Genomic DNA, 25,599 nt, shown 5'->3' with positions numbered 1-25,599 from the left:
GGGACGAAAAAATCGGTACCGATTCAGCGCTCCGTAGCGACGCGCCGCCGGGGAGTCGAAGCCAACCGGGACGAGTCTCTCTCACGGCGGTGTCCTCCCTATCAGCACGAATGCACGCCTCCCAGCGACTCTGGAATGACCTCCGGAAACCGCATTCCGACACCGCTTTCACCGGCACGACTCGAGTCGGCTCCGAACCGATAGCTTCCCGGTGCTCGATCCGCGAGTATCCGTCATGAGCGACGATTACGACCGAACCGCCGAAGCAAACGGCATTAGGGCCAGCTACGATGAGACCGAAACGGAGCGGGTCCTCGAGTTTCGAGCGACCGACGACGCCGCGACGGCCCGACCCGGTACGACCGCGGCGATCGCCCAGAACCGCGAGGGGTACGCCATGCTGAAGGTGCGCCCGACGGCCGACGGCGACGAACTCGAGCGCTACTACGGGTTCGATATGGCGCTCGACCACGCTGCGGAGCTGTTGGGCGTCTCCCAACACGATCTTCCGGTGCCGGCGGCGGCCGAAGATCTGGGGATGTGAGTTCGAGTCGGCTCCAGAAATTACGTCACGTAACGACCGCGTAGAGAAACAGCACGGAGAAGTAACAGAGGAGCACGGCGCCGAGTGCCTGCAGCCGAAACCGACGAATCGCCGCCTCCTCCTCGAGGTAGGCGCGTTCGAAGGCGGCCCGTTCGCGATCGGCGATTCGGGTCGGGTGCTCGAGTCCGCGGTGGAGCGTCTCGAGTCGCTCGTCGTGGAACGGGTGGTCGCAGTAGGGACAGCGAGCAGCCGGCTCGCCGCCCCGAACGGCGACCGGGCCGTCGCGACGTTGTTCCCCGACACCGACGCGTTCCTCCGGGTGGCTGGACGGAGACACCGGTACCGAACTGATGCCGTCGGCGCCCCATGGATGTGCCCCTTCGTTGCAGCGATTGAAACCCACGGGGGGACAAAAAGCGGGAATCATAAATACGCGGAGTCGAACGGTCTAGGCGAGAATAGTCGTGGCAACCGAATCCTCGCCGTTTCCCCGTCCGATCGGCACTCGACAACGCTTCTCCGCGCTCCTGGCAGTGACTGCGCTTGGCGTCTACCTCCTATTGATCGTCGGCGCAACGACCTCGCTGACGAACGCGGCCTCAGCGTGTTCGACCTGGCCGACCTGCCACGCGCCGGCCGATCCGCTGAGTCAGACGGAACTCGTAATCGCCTGGGGTCACCGCATCGCGGCCGTCCTCGTCGGCGTCCTCGTCGCCGCGACGGCCGTCACCGCCGTCCTCGGCGATGTCTCGAGTCGCGTTCGCACGGCGATCCTCGTCGGCTCCGTCCTCTACGTCGTTCAGGTCGGCGTCGGCGCTGTAACGGCGGTTTCCGGCCCCGCAGCGATCGCTCCCGGACTCCACCTCGGCCTCGGGCTCGTGATTTTCACGGCCATCGTCCTCGCACTCGCCTGGGACCTCGAACTCGCGACCGGCCGCGAGAACGACACGATCGACACGCCGGAACCACTCGATTCCGTGTCCGTAGCTGAGACTGGTGCTGAGGCGGACGCTACAGGCACGGCCCGATCCCTTCCCGCCGGCCGGCTCGCTCGAGCCCGGCTCACCGCTTTCGCGTATTTCAAGATGATGAAGCCCCGGCTGATGTGGCTGCTCTGTCTCGTCGCCGCCGCGGGGATGGCGCTGGCTGCCGGCCCCGACCTCACCCGCGAGACGATCGTCGCCACGCTCGGCGGCGGCGTCCTCGCGATCGGTGCTTCGGGGACGTTCAACCACGTGTTAGAGCGCGACGTCGACCAGCAGATGTCGCGCACGGCGGATCGGCCGCTGGCGACGGACCTCGTTCCCGTCCGGAACGCATTGCTGTTCGGCGGCCTGTTGACACTCGCCTCCTTGGGCGCGTTCCTGACGATCAACCGGCTCGCGGCCGCGCTCGGTCTCGCCGCGATCATCTTCTACAGCGTCGTCTACACGCTGCTGCTCAAACCCAACACCGTCCAGAACACCGTCATCGGCGGCGCTGCAGGTGCCCTTCCCGCACTCATCGGTTGGGCCGCCGTCACGAACGAGATCGGGTGGCCGGCGCTCGCGCTGGCGGGCGTGATCTTCCTCTGGACGCCGGCTCACTTCTACAACCTCGCACTGGCCTATCAGGACGACTACGCTCGCGGCGGCTTCCCGATGATGCCCGTCGTCCGCGGCGAGACGGAAACCCGGAAACACATCCTCTACTACATCGCGGCGACGCTCATCAGCACGGTCGCACTCGCCTGGATCACCGACCTGGGCGCGCTCTACGCGGCGACCGTCGCGATATTCGGCGGGATCTTCCTCTGGGCGGCGATCAAACTCCACTTCGAGCAAACCGAAGCCGCGGCATTCCGGGCGTTCCACGCCTCGAACGCCTTCCTCGGGGCCGTCCTCGTCGCAATTCTGGTGGACGCGCTCGTGCTCACCGGAGCGGTGCTCTGACCGGTTTTCGAGATCCCCGTTCCGGAAACCGTGCGCCTAACACTGTTCCAGCCGTAGTCACAGATGATGAACCGTCGTTCGTTCCTGTCGCTTGTCGGAGCGGGGGCAACGCTTTCCCTCGCCGGCTGTACGTCGCTCCTCGAAGGGGGCACCCCCGACGACCTCGAGGACGTCGAACCCGATAGCGACCAACTCCCGGTACCGACGCTTGGGTCCGGCCCAATCACCGTTGACGTCTACGAGGATCTCGGCTGTCCGGCCTGTCACGAGTTTCAGGCAACCGTGTTTCCGGTCCTCGAGCGAGAGGTTATCGACTCCGACGAAATCACGTACCGACACTACGATTTCCCGGTTGGGGCTGCAGACGAGTCGGTTGCCATGGCAAACGCCGCGCGGGCCGTCCAAGACGAGACGCGAACCGACGAGGAGCCGACCGGCGCGTTCTTCGAGTACAAAACGGCCGTCATAAACCACGACGACTGGAGCGACGAGGAACTCGCGACCCTCGCGGAGACGGTCGACGTCGATCCCGACGCCGTTTCCGACGCACTCGAGAACGGGACTTACTATCCGACGCTCGTCGCCGACCGGAATCGCGGAGATGATGAGGGGGTCGACAGGACGCCGACGGTCATCGTCGACGGAAACACTGTCGAGGACCCGACGGATCCCGATGCGGTCGTCGATGCGATCGAGGACGCGCTCTGAGCCGTCCCTCGACCGTCGCTCTTTCCGCGAACGGGGTCGCTTCGGTACGGACAGGCGATCGATCCTGCGGTACGGTAGCCGGTTGAATTCGCTGAAAGGACGCCCCTCTGGTTTCCGGTTGCAGTCGTCCGATTACTCGGCGTCGGTTCGCGCCGAATCGATCCGCTCGAACTGTTCGTCGCTGAGTTCGATTTCGACGGCGCCGACGTTCTCCTCGAGCTGGGCCGGCGTCCGCGCACCGACGATCGGAACGCAGGTGAACCGATCCTGTTCGATCAGCCACTGCAGGGAGACCTGTGCGGGGGTGGCGTCGACCTCGTTCGCGACCGACTCGACGGCCTCGAGGACGTCCCAGGCCTGCTCGGTCGCGTAGTACTCGTCGAACATCTCGTCGAGACTGCCTCGTGAGCCGTCCGGAGCCTCGACGCCGCCGTCCTCGGTCCGGTCGTACTTGCCGGTCAGCAACCCGCCGCCGAGCGGCGAGTACGGACAGACGGCCAGATCCTGATCCGCACAGACGTCGAGGTAGTCCCCGACCTCGTCGTACTGGGCCGCGTTGACCATCGGCTGGGTCACGTCGAAGCGCTCGAGGCCTTCGACGTCGCTGGTCCACAGCGCCTTGGTAAGCTGCCAGGCGGCCATGCTCGAGGCGCCGAGGTAGTGGACCTTGCCCTCGCGGACGAGTTCGGTCAGCGTCTGCATGGTCTCGCGGATCGGCGTGTTCTCGTCCCAGCGGTGGATGTAGTACAGATCGAGGTAGTCCGTTCCCAGCCGTTCGAGGGTCCCTTCGATCTGAGCCCGGATGTGTTTGCGACCGAGCCCGGAGTCGTTCGGTCCGGGCTCGCCACGGCCGTTGAAGGGGAAGTAGACCTTCGAGGCGAGAACGAGGTCCTCGCGGTCGACGTCGTCGCGTTCCTCGAGCCATTCGCCGATCCACGCCTCGCTGGTGCCGTTGGGGTCGCCGTAGACGTTCGCCGTATCGATGAAGTTGACCCCGTGATCCCAACAGGCGTCGAGCAGTTCGTGAGCCTCCTCCCGGTCGGTCTCGACGGTGCCGCCGCTTTCCTTGGCAAAGCGCCACGTGCCGAAGCAGAGTTTCGAGACGGTCGTCCCCGTGTTACCGAGGGTGGTGTACTCCATGGACGCCGATTCTCATCCGAGGGGCAAAACGGATGGGGAAGCGGCGACCGGGACGGAACGACCAGCCCGTTCGTCGTTGCGCGGGTAATTCCGTCGTATTGGGGCTCAATACCCACGGTGGTCGATGAGAATCGAATCAGACGGCGACGTCGCTACCGCGAACTCTCGCTTACCGCCGAGGCTCCATGGTTTTACGGAGGCGTCACTAACGAGAACGCATGGATCGCGTACTTGTCGCCGTCGACGACTCCCAAGAGGCCCGTGACGCGCTGAAATACGCCCTCGAGCAGTTTCCTGAGGCCACGATTTACGCCGCTCACGTCCCGGAGGTACAGAACATCTCCTTCGATACTAGCGCTACTGCGTCGATGACCGACGAAGCGGAAGACCGTGCGGAAGCGATCCTCGAAACGGCGATGACGATCGCGGCGGAGCACGACCGCACTATCGAACCAGAATTGGTGTTCGGCCATCCCGCCAAAGCGATGGTTTCCTACGCAGAAGAGAACGATATCGACCAGATCGTCGTCGGAAGCCGGGGCAAAGACGGCGTGAAACGGGTGCTGCTCGGCAGCATCGCAGAGACGATCATGCGCCGCGCGAACTGTCCGGTTACCGTCGTTCGGTGATCACTCGTCTTCGGAATACTCGAGGCCGTCGTCCGCGCCGTCAGGTTCGGCAATCGGCGGCTCCACCTCGTCGGTCGGATCGACGTCCAGTTGCTCGCCGGCCGGCGTCGCTTCGACAGCGGGTCTCGCCGGCACGTACGCTCGACCGACGGGGCCGCCGATGAGCCACTCCCGGATCGTCAACTGGCGCTCTGCCCCGTCTTTCCGGGCGCTCTCGAGACGACGTTCGGTCGTCTGGAAGTAGTTGACGACGGTAACCAGAAGGACGCCACCGATCGTATTCCCGAGTAACACCGGGAGAATGAATCCGGTGAGGCCGGGGATAATGCCGATCGATCCCAGGAACACGAGATACATCACTTCGGTGAAGGAGACGACGACGTGGTAGAGGTTGGCGTAGGGGATCATCAGGAACGCCATATAAATGAGGAAGAATCGGGTGATGGTATCGCGAACGGCGTAATCGAGCCAGACGACTCCGGCGACGATCAGTCCGGCGAAGCCGGCTTTGAAGAACAGATCCCAGAACGGCGTTTCCATTCCGGCCATCGCGATTCCGGTGGCGGCGGTTGCCGCCTCGGGTGAGAACACCCCTGTGTAGGCCAGAACGAGCGCGCCGAGACCGCCGCCGGCGAAGTTGCCGATCAACACGACCACCCAGATCCGAAGCAACGCCGGAAGACTCGCCAGTCGCTCGAGGACGAGCGCGACCGGCGGGAGCGTGTTCTCGGTGTACAGTTGGTAGCCGCCCAGAATAATGTAGACGAAGCCGATCGGGTAGAGAATCCCGCTCAGGATCGGATGGCCGTCGGTCGATGCGGTCATCGACGCGTAGATCAAGAACGTCAGCGTGATCGCGAACCCGCCCGCGAGACTGCTAAAGAACAGTTCGCGGAGACCGATATCGATTTCTTCGTCGGCGGCGGCGATAATCCGCTGGAACACTTCGTTGCTTTCGAAGCGATCACGGACGACCGCGCCTACCGCCGGGGCTCCGTGCCGTGACTGTTCGACGCTCTCTCGAAGATCTCGATCGGAGTCCGGCACTTAGTCGGCTTCGGTGGCCACCGGGGAAAACACCTCTCATTCGTCGGAGAGGTCATCACGATTATTGATCGGAACCTCGAAATCGAACGACAGTCCGTCGCTCGCTCGTGCAACGTCGAGCGCGCGCTTGATGAACGCGGTCTTTCCCCTCGAGTACGCGACGAGTTCGTCGTGTTCGGCCGCCAGTTCCCGTTTCAGCGCTTCGTACTCCGCACGGAGCGTCGGTTCGGCCGCGAGTATCTCGCGCGTAACGACGCTGATTTTCCAGCCGTCGCTCGAGGCCGCGAAGACGTGATCGTTGAACCGTTGGCCGTTTTCGCGGCGAAATACGGGGTGCCACTCGTCGCTATTCTCGATCCGGTCGCCGCCGAGTTCGGTCTCGAGCGTTCGCGAGACTTCGCGAACCGCGCCGTCCGCGACGACGATATCGAGGTCGACGATGTCCTTCGCCGCGAGGTCGGGAACCGCGGTCGAGCCGACGTGTTCGATTCGTTCGACGGTCGACTCGAGGGACGCATCGGCGAGCGTTTCGTCGATGCGGTCGCGTTCCTCGGTGAACTGTTCGCGCCATGTTTCGGTCCTGGCCGGAACGAGTTCGATCGGATCGTCGTTCGTACTGACCATTGTTTGGCGGACACGTCTCTCCCACTTGAATGTGTCTGTGGGGTTACAATCACCCTTCCTACCGTCGCACACTCGTTTCGACCCGCTCTATTATACTGTTGGACAGAACGACGTGAAGCCGATCGGTCTGCTGGAGTCGTCACCGTCGGCGACGACCCCGAATACACGATCGGCTTCGTATTGACTTCTGTCCGACAGTATCACTCTGCAAGGGGTGTACGGCCACCGAACAGTATCGGCGTTCCGGTCCAATATTATTTGGCCGCACGCTCTTCCCTTGGTCTGTGATAGCACCACATACACTCGCGGGGGACCCGCTACGAATGAGCTCTCGGGTGCGATGGACTCCCCGTCACGTTGCACCGATAGTATGCGACGACCCCGCGAGTGGTTTCTCCCACTCCCCGTTCGAAACCCTGCTCTGGAGCGTTTGCGACGAGCTATCGCACTTCGCCAGCAGTTTCCGACAGTGGCCGGTGGAGTCTTTTGTACGGCTTCTGCAGCCTCTTATGGGATCGCGCTTGCAAATGCATCCCGTGTGCCCTTCCGAACACGGAGTTGCCATTCGACGATGGGTTCGAAAAACGCGTTGCCTCGTGACCTCGAGTCGGACGGCGAACCGGACACGCTCGAATACGAGTACGACGGCGAGACGCCCGCCAGTATCGCCGTGATCCACGCGATCTGTGCCCTCACGGACGTCGATCCGATCGACGCGCCGACCGAACTCGGCTTCGTGTTGCACGAACACGTCGATCCGGACGCGATCGATGCGCTCCTCGCCGACGGAACCGGGAACGGTGAAACGGTCGTCTCGTTCGCGGTCGACGCCGACAACACGTATACGGTCGAGATCGACGACGACGGCTGTATTGAAGTCCAATACCGGTCGTGAGGGGCTTTCTCGAGTCCGGTACGCGCCTCACTGGAACGACGGCAATACCGATTCCTCGTAGAATTCGATGGCCGGATCCTGCTGTGGCCCGATCTGGTGGAAGTAGACGTGATCGTAGCCGGCGTCGATCGCCTGCTCGATGCTGTCGATGTGGTCTTGGGGGTCCGGACTGGTCGTCGTCCCGGCCTCCGCGATATCCTCCTTCTCGACCATCTGGGCGGCCTGCTCGAAGTGGGCCGGCGTCGGCAGTACCTGTGCGAGTTCGCCAGGCATGGAGCCGTTCGGCCAGTACTCGTAGACGGTCTCGACGGCCTCCTCCTCGGTTTCGGCGTAGCAGCCGTGCAGTTGCGTGTATTTCGGCCCCTCGCCGCCGGCGTCCTCGTAGGCCTCGACCGGCTCCGCCTTCGGCCCGGAACACCAGAGGCCGTCGGTCGTTTCGGCAACCCACTCGGCCGTCTGCGGGCCGAATGCGCTTCCGATCGTCGTCGGCTGCTCGTCGGGACAGGTGTAGAGTCGCGCGTTCTCGACTGTGTAGTGCTCGCCGTGATGGCTCGTCGTCTCGCCGGTCCAGAGCGCGCGCATGACGTCCATCGCTTCGTCTAACATCTCGAGGCGCACGTCGTGTTCGGGCCAGCGCTCGCCCGTAACGTGTTCGTTCAGGTTCTCGCCGGTGCCGACGCCGAACGTGAAGCGATCGCCGAACATCTCGTCGACGGTCGCGACGGCGTGGGCGACGTTGGCCGGATGGATTCTGACCGTCGGACAGGTGACGCCGACGCCGACCTCGATGTCGTCCGTCGCTCTTGCGATCCCGCCTAACGTCGTCCAGACGAACGCCGACTCGCCCTGCGCCGAAACCCACGGGTGGAAGTGATCCGATATCGAGAGGAAGTCGAAGCCGGCTTCCTCGGCGCGAACCGCGATATCGACGAGTTCGTTCGGGCCGTGCTCTTCGCTCGAGAGGGTGTAACCGATCCGGGTCATTCCCGACCGGCTACCACCACTGCAGCAGTAATGGTTGAGCCTGCGAGGGCGCGGTTTCGGGTCGGACGACACCCGGCGGCCACCATCGGGCCGAGACTCTCGGCGCGAAGCAGACGGCAACACCTTTCGTAGTCGAGCGACAGGCTGGGAACGAATGGTTAGGGAATCCGAGGACGACGATCGGGTCTACTACGTCATCAGCGATCTCCACATCGGCGGTGACGAGCAGTTAGAGGAGGTTCCGTTCCTCGACGAACTGCTCGCCTTCCTCGAGCGACTCGAGGAGACCGACGAAAACGCCGAACTGGTGATCAACGGCGACGCGTTCGGCCTCTGGGAGTTCACGACGGTCGAGGGGATCGAGAAGTTCGACGTCCTCGAGGAGACGTATCCGGAGCTGTTCGCGCAGTTCCGGGCGACCGGCGAGAACGTCCGGATCACGATGCTGCCGGGCAACCACGACCACGAGCTCGCGGCCTACGACGAGTACGTCGAGCGCTTTGCCGAGTACAACGTCGATCTTGTGCAGGACGACGCTATCACGCGGCCGGTCGGCGACCAGGCGATCCACTTCGAACACGGCCACCAGCAGGACGACAACAACCGGATCGAGGACTGGGGGAACCCCCACGCAACGCCGCTTGGCTACTACTACAACACCCTCGTTACGAGCCGTGCGGGCCAGCTTTCCGATCGGGGCCGGTACAACTGGCTGAAGGACGTCCAGGCGGTGACGCCGACCGAGCGGATGCCGATCTGGCTGTTCTCGAAGTACTTCTACCGGGAGATGAACCCCCTGATTCGGTACTCGCTGGTCCCGTTTCTGTTGCTGTTCAACATCAGCATCCTCCTCGTGGTCCTGTCCGGACTCCATCTGGCGGGGATCTGGTCGACACCCGTCGAGTGGACGACCGAGTTTCTCGGTCAGTTCGGGACGGCCGGCACCATCGCCTGGTCCCTTCTCGCGTTGAACATCGGCATCGCAGGGCTGTTGGTGCTCATCGGGATCCCGTTGTACTTCATCCGTCGAGACGTCAGGAAGACGGTCGATCGGTTCGGCGTCTTCGAGACCGAACTCACGGTCGATCCGACCGCCACCTACGAGGAGACGGCTCGCGAGGTCTTCGCCGAGGAGCCCGAGACGACGATCTTCTGCTTCGGCCATACTCACCGACCGCTGCTGAACGAGGTCGACGGCGGCGTGCTTGTCAACACCGGCACGTGGCTGAAGCGTCTCCACCGCCGCGACGGCATCATCGGGATCCTTCCGCCGGTGTTTTACCCGTCGTATCAGCTTGCGGCGGTCCGGATCGCCCCTGAAGCGGACGGCGTCGCGATCGAGTACGAACAGGTCACGAAGCCCAGCCCCGCTTCGGAAGAACTCACCCGCACCGAGCGGTTCTTTACCGTCGGCCGCGAACCAGAACCGGATCTCCCCGATCGGCACGTCGTCGAACGATCGAAGACCGCTCCGACCGCGGAGTCAACCGACTGATCGGGATTGGGTGTACTCGAGTCAGCCACCACTCCATCCGTGCTCGAGATGCGAATCGAACCCCTTACCCCCGACGCGCGGGAACCGCCCCGTATGACTGCCGTAGTCGAAGCGACGGACCTCGAGAAGACCTACGGCGAGACGGTGGCGCTATCGGGGGCGTCGCTTTCCGTCACCGCCGGCGAAGTCTTCGGGCTGATCGGTCCGAACGGAGCCGGGAAGACGACGCTCGTACGCGCGCTGACGGGGACGACCGAGCCCGATTCGGGGACGGCCCGCGTGCTGGGCGAGGCCCCGGCGGCCATCGATCGCGGCCGCCTCGGCGTCCTCCCGCAGGACTTCTCGCCGCCGGATCGCCTCTCCGCTCGCGAACTGCTCGCCTACTACGCCGGGCTGTACGATGATCCGCGCGATCCCGATGCCGTGCTCGCCGACGTCGGTCTCGCCGACGCCCGCGACACCTGGTACGAGGATCTCTCCGGCGGCCAGCAACGGCGCGTCTGCGTCGGCTCGACGCTGGTCAACGACCCCGACGTTCTCTTTCTGGACGAACCGACGACGGGAATCGATCCCGCGGGCCGCCGGACGGTGTGGCGACTGATCGAAGACCTCGCCGCGGGCGGGACGACGGTTCTGCTCACCACCCACGACATGGCCGAAGCCGAGCGGCTGGCCGACCGCGTGGGCCTGCTGGCCGACGGCTCTCTCGTCGCCTGCGACACACCGGCGGCGCTCGTCCGCAAGCACGGCGGCTCGAGTCGCCTCACCATCGAGACGACGGCCGAAAGCGAGGCGTTCGAGGACCTCGAGTATCCCGTCGAGCGTCCCGGACGCGGTCGCCACGGCACCCCCGACGGCGCGCTCGTCGTCCGCGACATCGCACCCGCCGAAATCGGAGCCGTCGTCGACTACCTCGAGGACCGAAACCTCGAGTACACCGGCCTCTCGTGGGCCGAACCCGATCTCGAGGACGTATACCTCGAACTGGCCGACCGTACGGAACTCGAGCGAACCAGCCCCGACACGAGCGAACGGGACGACCTCGCGAGCGCGAGTGAGACTGCATGAGCGGACTCGGTCGCATCAGGGCCGAGACCAGCGCCGGCTGGCGGTCGTTCATCCGTCGCCGGACGGCGGTCTTTTTCACCTTCTTCTTCCCGGTGATCCTGATCGTCATCTTCGGCGCGCTCGTTCGAACCGATCCGACAGGTGAGGGACTGTTCACGGAGCCGCCGGCGTACTACGTGCCGGGCTATCTCGCCGTCGTCGTCCTCTTTACGCCGCTCTCGCGACTGGGCAGCGAGGTCGCGCGCCACCGGGAGGGCAACCGATTCGAGAAACTCGCGACGACGCCGTTGACCCGCGGCGAGTGGCTGCTCGCTCAGACCGTGGTCAACGCGGTCATCATCGGCCTCGCGAGCCTGCTGATCCTCGCGCTCGTCGTTCTGTTGACGGGGGCCGAAATCGCGTTCTCGCCGCTGTTGCTTCCGTACATTCTCGTCGGCGTCGTGGCGTTCTGCGGGATCGGCGCGATGCTCGGCAGCTACACCGATTCGCAGGACGGGGCCGTCGCCGCGAGCAACGCGATCGGGCTTCCCCTCCTGTTCCTCTCCGAGACGTTCATCTCGCTCGAGCAACTGCCCGGCTGGTTCGAGCCGTTCGTGAACCTCTCGCCGCTGACGTACTTCGCTCGCGGCGTTCGCGCGGCGACCTATCCCGACGCCGGCGCGGCCGCGGTCGCCGGCGTCGATCCGGCGCTGGCGAATCTCGGCATCATCGCGGTTCTGGCCGTGATCGCGTTCGCACTGGGTGCACGATCGATTCCGCGGACGGACTGACCGGTATTCGGGCGGGGCTTCTCCACGTCTCGAGCCCGGAACACTGTCCGCGACGCGAATGCGATCGCGATTATCGCTCGGCTGACTTATCCGCCGTCGGTAGGGTAACCGAGAACGTCGATCCCTCGCCGGGCTCGGAGTCGACGCGGATCTCGCCGCCGTGGCGCTCGACGATGCGCTCACAGAGCGCCAGTCCGATACCGCTGCCGCTGGCCTCGTCGACGGTGTGCAGTCGGTTGAACAGGCCGAAAATACGGTCTGCGTCGGCCGGATCGATCCCGATCCCGTCGTCGCTAATCTCGATCTCGCACCTGTCGCCGTAGCTGTGGGCCGAAATATCGATCCGCGGTGGCGCGTCGCCCGAGTACTCGATGGCGTTGCTCAGTAGATTCTGGAACACCTGCCGCAACTGATCGGAGTCGCCGACCACGCGAGGTAGCGAGTCGGCCTCGATTTCGGCTTCGCTCTCCTCGATGCGAACGGCCAGATCTTTCCGGACGTCCTCGAATACGTCATCGAGTTCGACGGGTTCCAACGGCTCTCCCCGCGTTTCGACCCGTGAGAACTCGAGCAATCCGTCGATCATCGCCCGCATTCGCTCCGCCCCGTCGACGGCGTACTCGAGGAACTCCTGGCCGTCCGCGTCGAGTTCCTCCCCGTATCGGTTCTCGATGAGCGACAGGTAACTCGACACCATTCGCAGCGGCTCCTGGAGGTCGTGTGAGGCCACGGAGGCGAACTGCTCGAGCCGTTCGTTGGACTCCTCGAGCTTTCGCCGGTACTCGTTTCGCTCGGTGATATCCTGTACCATCATCATCCCGGCGAACACCTCGCCCCGATTGTTTCGGACGGGGAGGGTGTACACGAGCAGTTCTCGGCCCTCGTAGTCGACCTCGAACGTGTGTTCCTCGCCCGCCAGCGCGGCCCGGAACTTCGGCTCGAAGTCCGCCTCGATCTCGTCGCCCCACTCGCCGACCGACATGCCGACGATTTCGTCCGGAGTGTACTCGCCTTCGTCGATCAGTTCGCCGCCCACGATCGTATACTGCAGATCGTCGTCGAACAGGGCGACGGCCCCGTTCGGGAAGTGATCGATGAGCGTCCGGTAGCGCTGTTCGCTCTCTTCTAAAGCCCGTTCTCGATCCTTCCGGTCGGTGATATCGCGGAAGTAGACCGAGAGCCCCGACTCAGAGGGGTAGGCGGCGACCTCGAGCCAGGCGTCGGCGACGGGCGAGTACTCCTCAAACCTGACCGTCTCCTGGGTATCCATCGCTCGCCGGTACTCCTCCTCGAACCGCGAGCCGACGGCGCTGGGGAACTCCTCCCAGACGTTGGTCCCGACGAGTTCGCGGTCTTCGACGTCGAGCAACTCCTTGGCGTGGTCGTTCACGTAGGTGAAGTTCCAGTCCGTATCTATCGAATTGAACGCGTCACTGACCCGGTCGAGCGTCCGCTCGAGTTCGTTCTCGAGGCGTTTTCGCTCGGTGATGTCACGGAGCGCGTAGACGGCTCCGTCGAACGTCCCGTCAGCGTCGAAAAGCGGGCCGCAGTGTGCAGAGAGCCACACCCGCGTGCCGTCGGGCTGGTCGAGACCGAGGACGTCCCCGTACACCGGCTCCCCGGTCTCCTTGACGGTCGTAAACGGCAATTCCTCGCCCGACAGCGGCCGGCCGTCCTCGTCGACGAGGTTCCACCGGTCGTCGTCGTGGACGTACGACCGAAGTTCCTCGAGCGAGCGCCCGAACAGTTCCTCGGCTCGGTCGTTGGCGAACACGTTCATCCCGTCGGCGTCGATGAGCGTGATCCCGATCGGACTCGTCTCGAGGATCCGATCCTTCAGGTCGCGTTCGGCGCGCAGTTCGGCCTCGAGGTGTTTGCGTTCGCTGATGTCGCGGACGACGCCGACTCGCTTCGTTCCCGTGCCGTCGTCTACCGGCAGGATGGTAAATCGGTTCTCGATCGCCAGCGTCTCGTCCGGACCGGTTTCGATCGTCTCTTCGAACGTCGGGCTCTCCGGTGCAGACGCGGCTTCTAACTGCTGGGCCTCCGTCGACGCGAACTCCTCGCCGAAGACGAGCGAGGCGTGGCTGCCGCGTAATTCCGAGCGAGAAAACGCCGTCAGTTCGGCGAACGCGTCGTTGACCAGTTCGAACCGACGCTCCTCGTCGAGCACGTAGATACCGTCGTGGGCCGTCTCGACGATGGTCTCGTAGCGCTCGAGTTTGCGATCCCGGTGGAACCTGTCGGTGACGTCCTCGATGGCGAAGACGACGCCGTCGATATTTCCATTGTCGTTCCAAAGCGGAGCACCGTTGACGGAGATCCAGATTCGCTCCCCGTTCGGCCGCAACACGCCGCTAACCTGATCGAACAGCGGCTCACCCGACTCGACGATCCGCGGGAACGGGAGTTCCTCGGCGGTGAGGGGATCACCGTCGGGACCGATCTCGTCCCACGCGGGATCGTCGAACTCGAGTTCACTGATCCGCTCCCGACTCCGGCCGAAGATTTCCTCGGCGCGGTCGTTGGCGAACCGCAGCTCGCCGTTCTCGCCGACGATCGTGATACCGATCGGGCTCGTGTCGACGATCTTCTGCCTGAGCATTGCCTCCGCATCGCGGCGTCGGTCCGCCCGGTCGCGCTCGATCGCCGAGGCGAGGACGTTCGCCACGTTCCGGAGGAAGACCGCGTCACCCTCGTCGTACGCCCGTTGTGCGGTCGCGTGCGTGCCGAGGACGCCCCACGGGTCGTCGGCCGATCCGATGACGACGCTGATTCCGCTGACGAGGTCGTGCTCGCGAAGGAGCTCCGGGCCGGCGAATCTGTCCTCCGTTCGCAGGTCGTCGACGACGACTGTATCCTCCACCTCTAGCGTGTAGCCTGCCTGCGAGTCGCGGTCGGTCGAAACCGTCGCCGTTCCCAAGAGCCCGTCGCTCCACCCGATCCCCTCCCGAAGCAGGAACTCGTCGTTCCCGGGTTGCAACTCGAGAATCTTGCACGAATCCGTCTCCAGCGTCGTCGCGACAGCGGTTACCGCCTCCCGAAATAAGTCGTCGAGGTCGGTGCCCTCGAGCGCTTGGGTGCCGAGGTCGGCGACGACCCGTTGCTGGCGAAGACGGTGGTTTTGGTTCGCGCCAGCGCTATCGAAGGGGGGATCCATTGATACAGTATAACCCGTAGTCACTGCTAAAGACTTTCGCCGGACTCTCTTCCCCGACGGTACGAACTGCCTTCGTGTCGACGCGCTCACAGAATTCGGCCTGCAAACCCGCGCGTTCACTGCGTGTCACGCATTCGATCCGAGAAGTCCCAGCCGTAGACAACGGCAGGATCGACCGTGATCGTCACCTCGTCGCGCCCGTCGTCGAGCAGGCTCTGGGCCAGTCCGGACTCCGTATCCTCGAGATACCGCTCGAGGAGTGCCCGAAGCGTTTCCTTTTCGGGGTCGGGATCGATCGAGACGGAGCCACGCCCCCTCACGCCCGCGTACGGGGGGTCGTTCGTCGATACCTCGAAGGAAACGCCCGAATCGTGCTCGAGGAAGGAGACGATGTCCGCTTGCGCAGACGTGGCACACTGGAGCGTCCAGTCCTCGCGGTCGGTCGCCGACTCGGCTCCGATCGGATCGCCGTCGGCGTCGACGAGTCGAAACCACAGCGAACACATCCAAAGGTTGTCCTCGGGCGTCCGACAGCCGAGCCGAACCGGGATCGTCGCCCCCTCGAGAAACGTTACGATCTCGGACTGTGAAAGGCTACCACGGCGTTGCATACCTGCTGCAACGATCGCGAGCACAAAAAAGCGACCTGCCAAACGGGCGGTCGGTCACCACAGCGGCACGAGCAGGATCCCGAACTCGTAGCTGTAGATGTGGTTGAGCAACGCGTAGGTGACGACGCCGAGAACGAGACTCAGAATCCACGAGGCGGCCGCGATGCGTCCGATCTTCGCGTGAGCGGTTTCTCGCAGTTCAGCGGGCGTGTGGGTCACACCGAGGATCAGCGCGTAGAGGACGACCGGAACCGAGACGATCGAGAGCAGAATGTGGATCGCGAGCATGATGAGATAGGCGTACCTGACCAGATCGGGACCGACGAACACCTTCTCGCCGCCGCCGCCGACCCTGACCAGATAAACGACCAGAAACAGCAGGATCAGCGCGAACGCACTGAGCATCGCCAACCGATGCTTCGCGACCTCGCCGGCCCGAATCCAGTACCAGCCGGCCACCAGAAACACCGTCGCGGCCAGATTGATAACCGCAATCGCGTGGGTCAACAGATTGATCTGCTCGAGCGTGAGATCCGGATACAACGGGATGTCGAGAACGAACGTGCCGATAACCAGCGCGTAGCCGATGATCGTCAGGAAAATCGTGGTGCCGATCGGCCGTTTACGAAGCCGTCGTCTCGCGTCGGCGGTTGCCATTATTGAAGGTTAGCAGAGACTCCGTATTTGTCTTGCTGTTCGGCCGTCTCGTATCACGCTATTCGGCGTGGTCGGTCGACTCCTCGAGTGTGATCGAGCCGTCCCGTTCGACCGTAACCTCGTAGCCACAGTACAGAAACGAGACGTCGCCGCCGGCCCGCGGTGCGCCGTCGGGTCGGGTGGCGAAGAGGGCATCGAGTGCCTGCGGATCGACGACGGTGTGCAATGCGTCGTACGTCGGTGGATGGACGTCTTCGGGACTCACTCCTTCTGCTTCGGCAACGGCTTCGATAATCGCCTGACTTGGCGGTTTCTGACACCACGAATCGACACTGTCACCGTCCCCCTCCGTCATATAGCCACCCTACCAAATCCGGTAGAATAAAACTGTCCTTCCTGATCGCGTATATGAGAGAAATATTCCCGGCCGCCTTCGATATCGAAAGCAAGGACCGATACCTATTTGACGGCAGTTATTGAACGTCGCGGAACCTTCGATTTGTGCAATTCCGGGCCGATGGTCAGTACTGACACTACCCCACGTTTTCAACTGATGTGGATCGCCGGTTTGCCGGGCCGTGCTTTCTCCCCCAGCTCGTCGTCCTCGGCCCCCCTCCGAACGGTGACGTCGGCGTCGAACTCGTCGGTGACGAGCCACGTGCTCCGATTGAGGATCGCCAGTTCGGTCCGGGCCGTAAGCCCGTGCTCGAGATCCTGATGCCCGTCTCGTTCGGCCAGTTCGGCGGCGAACGCCGCGATGGTTTCGCGGTCGACCTCGGCTTCGGCCTCGGCGTCGGCTCTGGACTCGAGATCAACAGCTAGCTCGGCTTCCAGCACCCGATCGACGACCGACGCGGTCTCGACGCTGTCGGTCGCGTCGTCGAGTCGCTCGCCAAGCAGTCTGGCGACCTCGTACTTCCACTCCTGGGCGACGACGAGTTCGATTCGTTCCGGTTCGTCGATTGCGGCGGTGTCGACGATGTCGCGGACGTCGGCGAGCGTCGTCTCGACGAGTCGGCGCTCTCGCCGATAGTCGGCCACGTCGCGTTCGGGTTCGGGCCAGTCGGCTTCGACGACCAGCCCGTCGCCCCGAAGCTTGTTCCAGCATTCCTCGCCGAGGTGGGGTGCCATCGGCGAGATCATGGCCGCAAGCGCCAGCAGGCCGCGCCGGTAGAGTTCGCCGTGTGGCCGGTCGTACCCTCGGTACCGACGGAGCAGTCGCGCCAGTTCCCGAATCTCCGTCGCGGCTCGGTGGAACCGGAACCGCTCGTACTCTTCGGTGACCGCGGCGATCGTCCGGTCGATCTCCCGGGCGACGTACTCGTCGTGACTCCGCCGCTCGACTCGCGTATCGCCCTCGTCGACGAACGCCGTCGCCATGCCGTACAGGGTTTGCTGGAGGTCGTAGGCACCCCGAACGTTGTTCGCGGTCCACTCGAAGTCCTGTTCGGGGTGGGCCGCCGAGAGCACGAACAGCCGCGTCGTCTCCGCGCCGTACTCCTGTGGCGCGACGACGTTCCCCTTCGAACTGGACATTTTCTCCCCGTCGTACAGTACCGTCCCCTGACTTCTGAGCTCCTCGATCGGCTCCCGGCGATCGAGCAGCCCCAGGTCGGCGAGCGCGCGCGTGAAGAACCGAGTGTAGAGCAGGTGGAGGATGGCGTGTTCGTCGCCGCCGACGTAGACGTCGATCGGCAGCCACTCGTCGGCGAGTTCCGTATCGAACGGCGCGTCCTCGAGATCCGGCGAGAGGAATCGCAGGTAGTACCACGAGGAGTCGACGAACGTGTCCATCGTGTCCGTCTCGCGCCGAGCGGGCCCGCCGCAGTCGGGACACGTCGTCTCGCGGAACGAATCGTGTTCCTCGAGCGGGTTCCCCGTCGTGCGAACGAACTCCGGCAACTCGACCGGGAGCTCTTCGTCGGGTACGAGGACGTGGCCGCAGTCGTCGCAGTGAACGACCGGAATCGGCGTCCCCCAGTAGCGCTGTCGGGAGATCAACCAGTCCCGAAGCCGGTAGGTGACGTCCTCCTCAAGGGCCCCGTGATCGGCGACGAGCCGCTCTCGAGCGGCCTCGCTCGCGGTGCCGTCGTACTCGCCGCTCGCGGTTAGTGTCCCGTCGCCGGTGTACGGCAGGTCGCCGGTACCGTCACCGTCCGTCGGTTCGATCACCCGTTCGATCGGCACGTCGTGCTCGAGTGCGAACTCGTGATCGCGCTCGTTGTGGCCGGGAACGCCCATCACCGCGCCGGTGCCGACGTCGTCGAGGACGTAGCCCGCGACGTAGACCGGCAGTTCGGCGCCGGTCAGCGGATGGATCGCCGTCGCGTCGGTCTCGACGCCCGAAAAGCCGACCTCGTCGGGATCCTGTTCGCGGACGGCGTCGATGTAGTCGGCGACCGCCTCGGAGTCGTCCGCGAGCGTGCGAGCGAGGTCGTGGCCGGGCGACACCACGAGCGACGTCGCCCCGTAGATCGTCTCCGGACGGGTGCTGAAGACGTCGACGGATCCGTGGTCCGCCGTCTCGAACGTAATTTTGGCCCCTTCCTGTCGACCGATCCAGTTTCGCTGGATCTCGCGGACGCCGTCGGGCCACCCCTCGAGGTCGTCGAGTCCCTCGTGGAGTTCCTCCGCGTAGTCAGTGATCGAAAAGAACCACTGGTCGAGTTCGCGCCGGTCGACGGGTGTTTCACAGCGCCAGCAGACCCGGTCGGTGGTGACCTGACTCGAGGTCTCACTGCGTTTGGGTTCGCGGCTCGGGGCGTCGCCGCTCGCTCCCGCCGAGGCTTCGCGTTCCTCGACCTGAGCCGCCGCGAGGACGGTCTCGCAGTCGGGACACCAGTTGACCGTTGCTCCCTCGTACTCGACGAGCCCCGCCTCGTAGAGTCGCTTAAACAGCCACTGGTTCCACCGGTAGTAGGAGGGGTCGCAGGTGGTGATCTCTCGAGACCAGTCGTAGCCAAACCCCATGGTCTCGAGTTCTTCGCGCATGCGCCGAATACACGCCTGCGTCCAGGATTCGGGATCGCTCGCCCGTTCGTAGGCGGCGTTCTCGGCCGGCAGGCCGAACGCGTCCCATCCCATCGGATGCAACACGTCGTCACCTTGCATCCGGCGGTACCGCGCGTAGGCGTCCGTAATCGCGTAGTTACGGACGTGTCCCATATGCAGCGTTCCCGACGTGTAGGGGAACATGCCCAGCACGTAGGTCGGGTCCGTCGCGTCCGCCGGCAGCGCGTAGACGTCGTCGCGCTCCCAGACGTACTGCCAGAACTCCTGGACCTGCGCGTGATCGTAGTGAGTCGTCATTGTAGCGAGCGGTCTTGCCGAGTACTGGGTGTGCCGGCTATATCATTGTTCGGCTGCTCGCGATACGTTCGTCGCAGTGACGGCCGCGAGCGAGCCCGAATTCGCATCCGTTCACTGCCATCGTGTCCCGGAGCGATGGCAAGACTGCTCGCAGTCGTTCCGGCACCGGCTGACAGCAGCCCGTATCAGTCTCGAGCGCTCCCGCCGGCTGTGGGCAGAGCTTAACAAAGCCTGTGGGGACGAAAACACGGGTCGACCGAATGGCTCGTTCACGCGACGACCCGGAGCCGGCGACGACGACCGTGCTCGTGACGCTCGTAGTTGTGTTGCTAACCTTCACCGCCCTCGCGCTGGTCTTCGTCCCAACCATCGGTCCCGACCCGCTCGGACAGGCCGGGGACGCCGAGGGCGATCCGTCGGCGAACGACCTGAACGACGAAATACCGACGGCCGGTGCTGATGACGACGCGGACCCAGGGGACGATTCCGAGGCGGAATCGACCGACGACGAATCGACTGCGTCCGAGTCGGAGGAGAGTGACGACGAGGGGCCACCAGCGGATGACGCAGACGATGACCAGCCGGCTGAGTCGGCCGACGAATCGACTGGGGACGACGATCCATCGGACTCGCCGACGGAAACGGACGACGATGACCCGGCCGGCGAATCGGTCGGTGATCCGTTCGACGGCGACGAGGCTGACGACTCGGTTGATGCTGATTCAGCGGATGATACCGGGCCGGCCGACGATGACGATACCGATGACGACGTGGACGAGGAGGAACCCGGACCACCCGACGACGCCGGCCCACCCGACGACGCTGGCGCGCCGAGTGATGCAGGGCCGCCGGACGACGCCGGCCCGCCGTGAATCCGTCTCGGCAGCGCCTCGAGCACCGTCGTCGCGCCAGCGAGCCCGACTTTCTTCACCGTCACCCCCGTCTGAAGCCGTATGACCGAAACCGTCCTCGTCACCGGCTGTTCGTCCGGCATCGGCTTCGCGACCGCTCGCGCGTTTCTGGACGCCGATCGAGACTGGCGGGTGTACGCCACCGCTCGAGATCGAGACTGCGACGGACTCCGCGAACTCGAGGCCCGCGGGGCCGAACTCGCCGCCCTCGATCTCGCCGATCCGGATGCTATCGAACGCGTCGTCGGCCGAATTCGGTCCGAAACTGGCGGCGTCGACTGTCTCGTCAATAACGCGGGCTACGGCCAGTTCGGCCCCGTCGAAGACGTCCCGACGGACCGACTCGAGCGACAGTTCGCCGTCCACTGCTTCGGTCCCCACCGGCTGATTCGAGCCGTCCTTCCCGACATGCGCAAGCGAGGCCGCGGCCGAATCATCACCGTAACCAGCGCGGCGGATCGACTCGCGCTCACCGGGATCGGCGGGTACAACGCCTCGAAATGGGCGATGGCCGGACTCACCGACGCGCTTCGCCAGGATCTCTTCGGGACGAATATCGACGTCGTGACCGTCCAACCCGGCGTCGTACGGACGTCGTTTTACGACCGCGTTAGCGCGGAACTCGACGACACCGAGGCGACGGCGTCGCCGACTCACTACGCCGATCTGTACCGCGCCCTTCGGGGCCTCCGAGCCGTCGAAGGCGGCGGGCCGTTGCTCAACGAACCCGACCGCGTCGCCGGGACGATCCTTCGGGCCGCGTCCGTCCGAAAGCCGTCCACGCACTACCGCGTGGGTCCGCTCCCGCTGCTCGGTTCGTTGTACGGCACGCTCGTTCCGGGTGCGGTTCGGGATCGACTTTCGCGGCTCGCCGTTCGAATCGTCGCGAGCGAGCCCGTTCTGTCGCTGCTCGAGCGTCGCGTCCCCGACTCGTGATCGAAACCGAAATCGAACTTCGAATCGGAATCGACATCGGAATCGGGCTCCTCGAGTCGGTAGGACTCGCCGCTGTCCCGTCTTCGGATCGTCGAAAACCGGTGCAGAGGCCGTACGGACTACTCGCGTCTCGGTCCGGACCGCAGATTCAGAATCGGGCTTGGACGGACGACTTTCCCACGCGCTCTCACGAATCGAAAGACGACTCCGGATTTATTCCCGTTCCCGAACTATCGGCTCCTTACATATGGGTACCCGAGCGCTTCAAACACGTCTCCGATCCGCTTCACTCCACGACCGATGACGACGTCACGGATACGGATCCCCGCGAAACGGCTCCGCTCGGCGACCGACACCGCACCGCGGGTCGCCCGGTATCTGGCACTCGAGGGGCGAAAACTCGAGCGCTTACTGCGGGCCGGTCGACCCGGTGCGGTCGCCGGCTCGGTCGCCGAACTGCTGACCGGCCGGAACCCGTACTACGAGTACCGGCTCGAGGACGGACGCTACCAACTGGTCGAGACCAACGGTCATGAACTGGTCGTCGACACCGACGACGCCGGGATTTCCCGAACCCTGCTCGCCTACGGCGTCCACGAGTACTGCTCGACGGCGGCCTTCGAGCGCGAACTCGAGCGTCTCACCGAGGTCGTCGAGGGCCCCGTCCGGGTCCTCGAGGTCGGCGCGAACATCGGCTACTTCTGTACGATCGAGGCGGGGATCCTCGGCGACCGCGCTCGAATCCACGCGGTCGAACCGATCCCCTCGAACGTCGAACTGCTCGAGCACAACGTCGAGCGAAACGGCTACGCGGACCTCGTCGACATCGAGCGACTCGCTATCGGCGACGCGACGGCGCCGGTCGAGATGGAACTGAGTACCCACTCGAACCAGCACCGGGTTCTCGATTCCTCGGGGTCCGGGGCCACCGGACGGTCCTCGAGCGACGACGGCGACGCGCGCGAAACGCTCGCCGTCGAGCAGACCACCGGAAGCCAGTACCTCGCGGACCGCGATATCGACCCCGCGTCGGTCAACGTCGTCCGGTTCGACGTCGAGGGCTACGAGTGCGAGGTACTCGAGGGCTTGACGGACGTCCTGGCCGCGCCCGGACCGACGGTCGTCTACGTCGAACTCCACCCGCTCGAGCTCTCCGCAGCCGCCAAAATGGAGCTCGTGGATCGGTTTGCGGACAACGACTTCGAGGTCGTCTCGGCCGTTCGAACGGACGCCGCGGCCGGCGTCGACGACGAGCGTCGCTGGCACGGCCTCGAGTGTGACGTCGACGATTTCGACGACCTGCGGCGGGCGATGGTCGAGAGCGATCACTCGATCGAACTCATCGCGCGCAAGTAGCGGACGGCCGCTCCCCCGTTATCCGCCTTTCAATCGCGCGATCCGCCGTCCGAGCGACGGTCTCCCTGCCGGCGACATCGCCCGCGTAGTCGTCCGTCCGAAAGCGCGCCCGTCGTGCAGCCCAGAGTACCGGCAACGGAAGGGTCAGCGTCAGGACAATCATCCCCGTGACCGCGGGCGTTGATCCCCAGAGCACCGCTCCGACGACGACCACGAGATATCCGAACAGCGAGTACACCGCCACGCCTCGGTAATGAGACCGGAGTGTTCCGGCGTGAACGGCGAACGGTGCTTCGGTCGTTTCGTCGTCGACCGCCTCGAGGAAGTACTCGGAGACGAACAGCAGAGCTACAGGTACTACTTCCCGATCGAGGCCGTTCGCTTCCGGGAGTTCGAACGTCCTCGACCGACGAGGTGGAGAGAGACGACGAGGCTAGGCTCTCGTCGGTAAATGCCGACGGACCGTCTCCTCGATCCGGCCGAGTCCGTTCGACACGCCGCGAGCGTACGACAGCAGGTAGAACCCCGCCTTTTCGCGACGCGAGAGGGTATCCCAGCCGTCGATGCCTCGAATCTGTGCGGGTCGCGGCGGGAGATACGGCCACGGATTGAGTGCAACCGGCACCGGATCGTCGTATCGATTCGGATGGAACCGCCGCAGCTGGTAGAGCCCCCGACCGATCCGCCGGGACTTCCGTATCAGCGCTTCGGATGTCGATCTCGTGGGGTGGTACATCGTCACGTCTGCCGCGTATTGCAGTTCTCGTCCCGAATCGCGCACCCGATGACCGAACTCTCGGTCGCCGCTCGAGATCAGTCGCGAATCAAACGAACCGACGTCCTCGAGGACGGACCTGCGCACGAACAGACAGCAGGTCGGCGCAAAGCCGAGATCCTCGATGAAGTAGTCGATCGGGAAGCCGGTTTGCCGGTTATAGCGTTCTGCGAGGGAGTCGCCGCCCTCCGAGGGAACCATCTCGACGTTACAACCCATGTATTCGGCGTCCTTGCGCTCGAACGCGGAAATCGCGTCGACGAGCCACGTCTCGTCGACGAGCATGTCCGCATCGACGAACGCGAACACGTCACCGCGTGCGTTCTCGATACCCGTGTTTCGCGCCGCATAGGAACTCTGTCGGTCGGCTTCGACCAGAAACGTGACCTGGTCGTGCTCGGCGGCGTAGGCTCGGGCAACTGCCGGCGTTTCGTCGGTCGAATCGTTATCGACGACCAGAATCTCGTGGGCTGTTCCCGGATACGTTTGGGCCATCAGCGCGTCGAGCGTGTCTCGGAGTCCTTCCGGGTCGTTGTACACCGGGACGATGACCGAGACGACGGGCCACTCGTCCTCGCCTCGGTTCCCGTCGCCGGCCTCGGTTTCCGCTGTCATCCCCTGTGGTCCCGAGACGGATCGGGAAAAGTAGCGACCGCATTCCCCGACCGACGGTCACCGAATCTCGATCGTAACCGGTACGAAACCAACCGCTAATTTACCGTAAGACACGCCAGGATGCCATATATCGCGTTTTGAGCGAGCGATCGAAATCTCTCGATCGAACGACACGGCTAGCTCTCCATAGTAGTCATCAAACAACGAGAATCCGCTGTAAGAATAAGTATCTCAGACTGATTGCTCCGGATATGTGTACAGTCGCGCATAATCACACCCTCGCTCGCCAGATCGGCCCGACAGGTGAACTTCGGCCATGACGCTCGTCAGCGTAATCGTTCCCACCTACGATCGGCCAGCGTTCATCGAGGGAGCGGTCGAGACGGCGCTCGCCCAGACCCACGACGAACTCGAAGTCGTGATCGTCTGTGATCCGCCGGCCGTCGAAACGCGGGACGTTCTCGAGCGATACGACGACGACGATCGCGTGCGCCCGATCTACAACGAGGAGCGGCTCGGGATCGCGGCGAGCCGGAATCGCGCGATCGAGCACGCACGGGGCGAGTATCTCTGTATTCTGGACGACGACGACCGTTGGGATCCGGACAAGGTCGAGAAACAGCTGGCCGTGATGGACGCCAATCCGGACTGCGGCGTCGTCTACACCGGCGGATTCGTTCGCCAGAACGGTCGGATCGTCGGCACCTACTCGCCGTCGATGCGCGGTGATATCTACCCGGAAATACTCGCGGGGTTCAGCCTCAAACCGTACTCGAGTCACATGATCCGTGCGGAGTGTTTCGAGACGGTCGGCGGCTACGACACCGACTTCGAGTGCGGCGAAGACTGGGACCACACGATTCGACTCGCCCGCGAGTACGAGTACGAGTACGTCGACGAACCGCTGGTCGTTCGGCAGTTTCACGAACAGAACGTCAGTCAGGGGTTCGCCGAACAGGTCGAACAGCCACACCTCGATCTCGACAAGGCGATGGATATCTCGGGACAACTCTGGTCCAAGTACCGCAAGGAGATCGAACGGTATCCGGAGATCGAACGCCGATTGCGGTACAGTCGCCACGTCTCCTACGGCTGGACCGAAATCGACCGCAACAACCGACAGCGCGCGTTCAAATACGGCTGGAAAGCGACGAAATTCGGGCCGTCGGTCGCCAGCCTCGCGGTCTGTTGTTTCGCGCTCCTCGGACCGGCGGCACTCGATTTCGTTCGCTCCGTCCGCGATACCGTCGTCGACTCGCAGTTCGATCAATCGGCCGAGACCAAACTGGATCCGAGAGCGTAACCGACGGGGGTCAGCCGCGACGGGAGACACTGGTCGCGTTCTCCGCCGGCGCTGACTGGAACCGCTCAGTCCGATCGGGTTACGGTTTTCAAACGGACCCGGTCTCGAGCGACGGGATATGCTCGAGCCAC

At 64.2% G+C, this 25,599-nt stretch carries 23 protein-coding genes and 1 pseudogene; 13 read left to right on the top strand and 11 right to left on the bottom strand.

The features are described 5' to 3' along the window. Positions 1–235 precede the first annotated feature (235 nt). Positions 236–544 carry a DUF7111 family protein gene (locus tag GS429_RS19180; RefSeq protein ID WP_160067173.1) on the top strand — a complete coding sequence of 103 codons (309 nt, stop codon included), beginning with the start codon at positions 236–238 and terminating at the stop codon, positions 542–544. Between the two features lie 25 nt (positions 545–569). Here GS429_RS19180 and GS429_RS22300 read toward each other — a convergent pair whose 3' ends face one another. Continuing rightward, a complete protein-coding gene (locus GS429_RS22300) occupies positions 570–947 on the bottom strand; it encodes a DUF7410 domain-containing protein (RefSeq protein ID WP_235920859.1) in 378 nt (125 codons plus the stop codon). A gap of 61 nt (positions 948–1,008) precedes the next feature. Between GS429_RS22300 and GS429_RS19170 the strand changes: the two genes are divergently transcribed. Next, positions 1,009–2,475, top strand: a complete 1,467-nt coding sequence (locus GS429_RS19170; protein ID WP_328821491.1) for a heme o synthase — start codon at positions 1,009–1,011, stop codon at positions 2,473–2,475. 66 nt (positions 2,476–2,541) lie between these two features. Beyond that, positions 2,542–3,183: a DsbA family protein gene (locus GS429_RS19165; protein ID WP_160067171.1), complete on the top strand. Its 642-nt coding sequence runs from the start codon at positions 2,542–2,544 to the stop codon at positions 3,181–3,183. Positions 3,184–3,315: 132 nt separating this feature from the next. Here GS429_RS19165 and GS429_RS19160 read toward each other — a convergent pair whose 3' ends face one another. Further along, positions 3,316–4,323: an aldo/keto reductase gene (locus GS429_RS19160; RefSeq protein ID WP_160067169.1), complete on the bottom strand. Its 1,008-nt coding sequence runs from the start codon at positions 4,321–4,323 to the stop codon at positions 3,316–3,318. 218 nt (positions 4,324–4,541) lie between these two features. On the opposite strand from GS429_RS19160, the gene GS429_RS19155 reads away from it, so the two are divergent. Then, the gene (locus GS429_RS19155) at positions 4,542–4,952 is read left to right on the top strand and encodes a universal stress protein (protein WP_160067167.1); all 411 of its coding nucleotides are present in this window, start codon (positions 4,542–4,544) and stop codon (positions 4,950–4,952) included. Positions 4,953–4,994: 42 nt separating this feature from the next. On the opposite strand, the pseudogene GS429_RS19150 reads toward GS429_RS19155, so the two are convergent. Beyond that, a pseudogene (locus tag GS429_RS19150) lies at positions 4,995–5,999 on the bottom strand (formate/nitrite transporter family protein); the annotation flags it as partial. A gap of 36 nt (positions 6,000–6,035) precedes the next feature. Further along, on the bottom strand, positions 6,036–6,623 hold the full coding sequence (locus GS429_RS19145; RefSeq protein ID WP_160067165.1) for a GrpB family protein: 588 nt from the start codon (positions 6,621–6,623) through the stop codon (positions 6,036–6,038). A 571-nt stretch (positions 6,624–7,194) separates the two neighbouring features. On the opposite strand from GS429_RS19145, the gene GS429_RS19140 reads away from it, so the two are divergent. Next, positions 7,195–7,518, top strand: a complete 324-nt coding sequence (locus GS429_RS19140) for a HalOD1 output domain-containing protein (protein ID WP_160067163.1) — start codon at positions 7,195–7,197, stop codon at positions 7,516–7,518. 27 nt (positions 7,519–7,545) lie between these two features. On the opposite strand, the gene GS429_RS19135 is transcribed toward GS429_RS19140, so the two are convergent. Then, complete coding sequence (locus GS429_RS19135; protein WP_160067161.1) at positions 7,546–8,502, bottom strand: TIGR03557 family F420-dependent LLM class oxidoreductase; 957 nt, start codon at positions 8,500–8,502, stop codon at positions 7,546–7,548. Between the two features lie 154 nt (positions 8,503–8,656). On the opposite strand from GS429_RS19135, the gene GS429_RS19130 reads away from it, so the two are divergent. The 3 genes from GS429_RS19130 to GS429_RS19120 all read left to right on the top strand — a co-directional run bounded on the left by GS429_RS19130 (position 8,657) and on the right by GS429_RS19120 (position 11,835). Next, complete coding sequence (locus GS429_RS19130; RefSeq protein ID WP_160067159.1) at positions 8,657–9,997, top strand: metallophosphoesterase; 1,341 nt, start codon at positions 8,657–8,659, stop codon at positions 9,995–9,997. A 93-nt stretch (positions 9,998–10,090) separates the two neighbouring features. Further along, positions 10,091–11,065 (top strand): ABC transporter ATP-binding protein, encoded by a 975-nt coding sequence (locus tag GS429_RS19125; RefSeq protein WP_160067157.1) that lies wholly within the window; start codon positions 10,091–10,093, stop codon positions 11,063–11,065. Further along, positions 11,062–11,835, top strand: a complete 774-nt coding sequence (locus GS429_RS19120; RefSeq protein ID WP_160067155.1) for an ABC transporter permease — start codon at positions 11,062–11,064, stop codon at positions 11,833–11,835. The genes GS429_RS19125 and GS429_RS19120 overlap by 4 nt, the downstream gene beginning before the upstream one ends. Positions 11,836–11,905: 70 nt before the next feature. Here the strand turns inward: GS429_RS19120 and GS429_RS19115 are convergent, their stop codons facing one another. The 5 genes from GS429_RS19115 to GS429_RS19095 all read right to left on the bottom strand — a co-directional run bounded on the left by GS429_RS19115 (position 11,906) and on the right by GS429_RS19095 (position 19,572). Continuing rightward, on the bottom strand, positions 11,906–14,995 hold the full coding sequence (locus GS429_RS19115) for a PAS domain S-box protein (RefSeq protein ID WP_160067153.1): 3,090 nt from the start codon (positions 14,993–14,995) through the stop codon (positions 11,906–11,908). Between the two features lie 116 nt (positions 14,996–15,111). Then, positions 15,112–15,606 carry a pyridoxamine 5'-phosphate oxidase family protein gene (locus tag GS429_RS19110; RefSeq protein WP_160067151.1) on the bottom strand — a complete coding sequence of 165 codons (495 nt, stop codon included), beginning with the start codon at positions 15,604–15,606 and terminating at the stop codon, positions 15,112–15,114. A 54-nt stretch (positions 15,607–15,660) separates the two neighbouring features. After that, positions 15,661–16,263, bottom strand: a complete 603-nt coding sequence (locus GS429_RS19105) for a DUF420 domain-containing protein (RefSeq protein ID WP_160067149.1) — start codon at positions 16,261–16,263, stop codon at positions 15,661–15,663. A gap of 58 nt (positions 16,264–16,321) precedes the next feature. Beyond that, positions 16,322–16,618: a DdfA family disk-determining factor gene (ddfA, locus tag GS429_RS19100; RefSeq protein WP_160067147.1), complete on the bottom strand. Its 297-nt coding sequence runs from the start codon at positions 16,616–16,618 to the stop codon at positions 16,322–16,324. Between the two features lie 191 nt (positions 16,619–16,809). After that, complete coding sequence (locus GS429_RS19095) at positions 16,810–19,572, bottom strand: leucine--tRNA ligase (RefSeq protein WP_160067145.1); 2,763 nt, start codon at positions 19,570–19,572, stop codon at positions 16,810–16,812. 260 nt (positions 19,573–19,832) lie between these two features. Between GS429_RS19095 and GS429_RS19090 the strand changes: the two genes are divergently transcribed. From GS429_RS19090 to GS429_RS19075, 4 genes are all read left to right on the top strand, one after another. Beyond that, positions 19,833–20,444, top strand: coding sequence for a hypothetical protein (locus GS429_RS19090; protein ID WP_160067143.1), 612 nt, complete (start codon positions 19,833–19,835; stop codon positions 20,442–20,444). 81 nt (positions 20,445–20,525) lie between these two features. Continuing rightward, positions 20,526–21,419, top strand: a complete 894-nt coding sequence (locus GS429_RS19085) for an SDR family oxidoreductase (RefSeq protein ID WP_160067141.1) — start codon at positions 20,526–20,528, stop codon at positions 21,417–21,419. 300 nt (positions 21,420–21,719) lie between these two features. After that, positions 21,720–22,775, top strand: coding sequence for an FkbM family methyltransferase (locus GS429_RS19080; protein ID WP_160067139.1), 1,056 nt, complete (start codon positions 21,720–21,722; stop codon positions 22,773–22,775). 274 nt (positions 22,776–23,049) lie between these two features. After that, a complete protein-coding gene (locus tag GS429_RS19075) occupies positions 23,050–23,226 on the top strand; it encodes a hypothetical protein (RefSeq protein ID WP_160067137.1) in 177 nt (58 codons plus the stop codon). On the opposite strand, the gene GS429_RS19070 is transcribed toward GS429_RS19075, so the two are convergent. Further along, the gene (locus GS429_RS19070) at positions 23,209–24,165 is read right to left on the bottom strand and encodes a glycosyltransferase family 2 protein (protein ID WP_160067135.1); all 957 of its coding nucleotides are present in this window, start codon (positions 24,163–24,165) and stop codon (positions 23,209–23,211) included. The genes GS429_RS19075 and GS429_RS19070 overlap by 18 nt on opposite strands. A gap of 316 nt (positions 24,166–24,481) precedes the next feature. On the opposite strand from GS429_RS19070, the gene GS429_RS19065 reads away from it, so the two are divergent. Next, a complete protein-coding gene (locus GS429_RS19065) occupies positions 24,482–25,468 on the top strand; it encodes a glycosyltransferase family 2 protein (RefSeq protein ID WP_160067133.1) in 987 nt (328 codons plus the stop codon). The last annotated feature ends 131 nt before the right edge of the window (positions 25,469–25,599 follow it).

Source organism: Natronorubrum halalkaliphilum (assembly GCF_009834785.1).
Taxonomy (GTDB): domain Archaea; phylum Halobacteriota; class Halobacteria; order Halobacteriales; family Natrialbaceae; genus Natronorubrum; species Natronorubrum halalkaliphilum.
The sequence above is the reverse complement of the archived record's forward strand: the minus strand, read 5'-3'. Positions and strand labels throughout refer to the sequence as shown.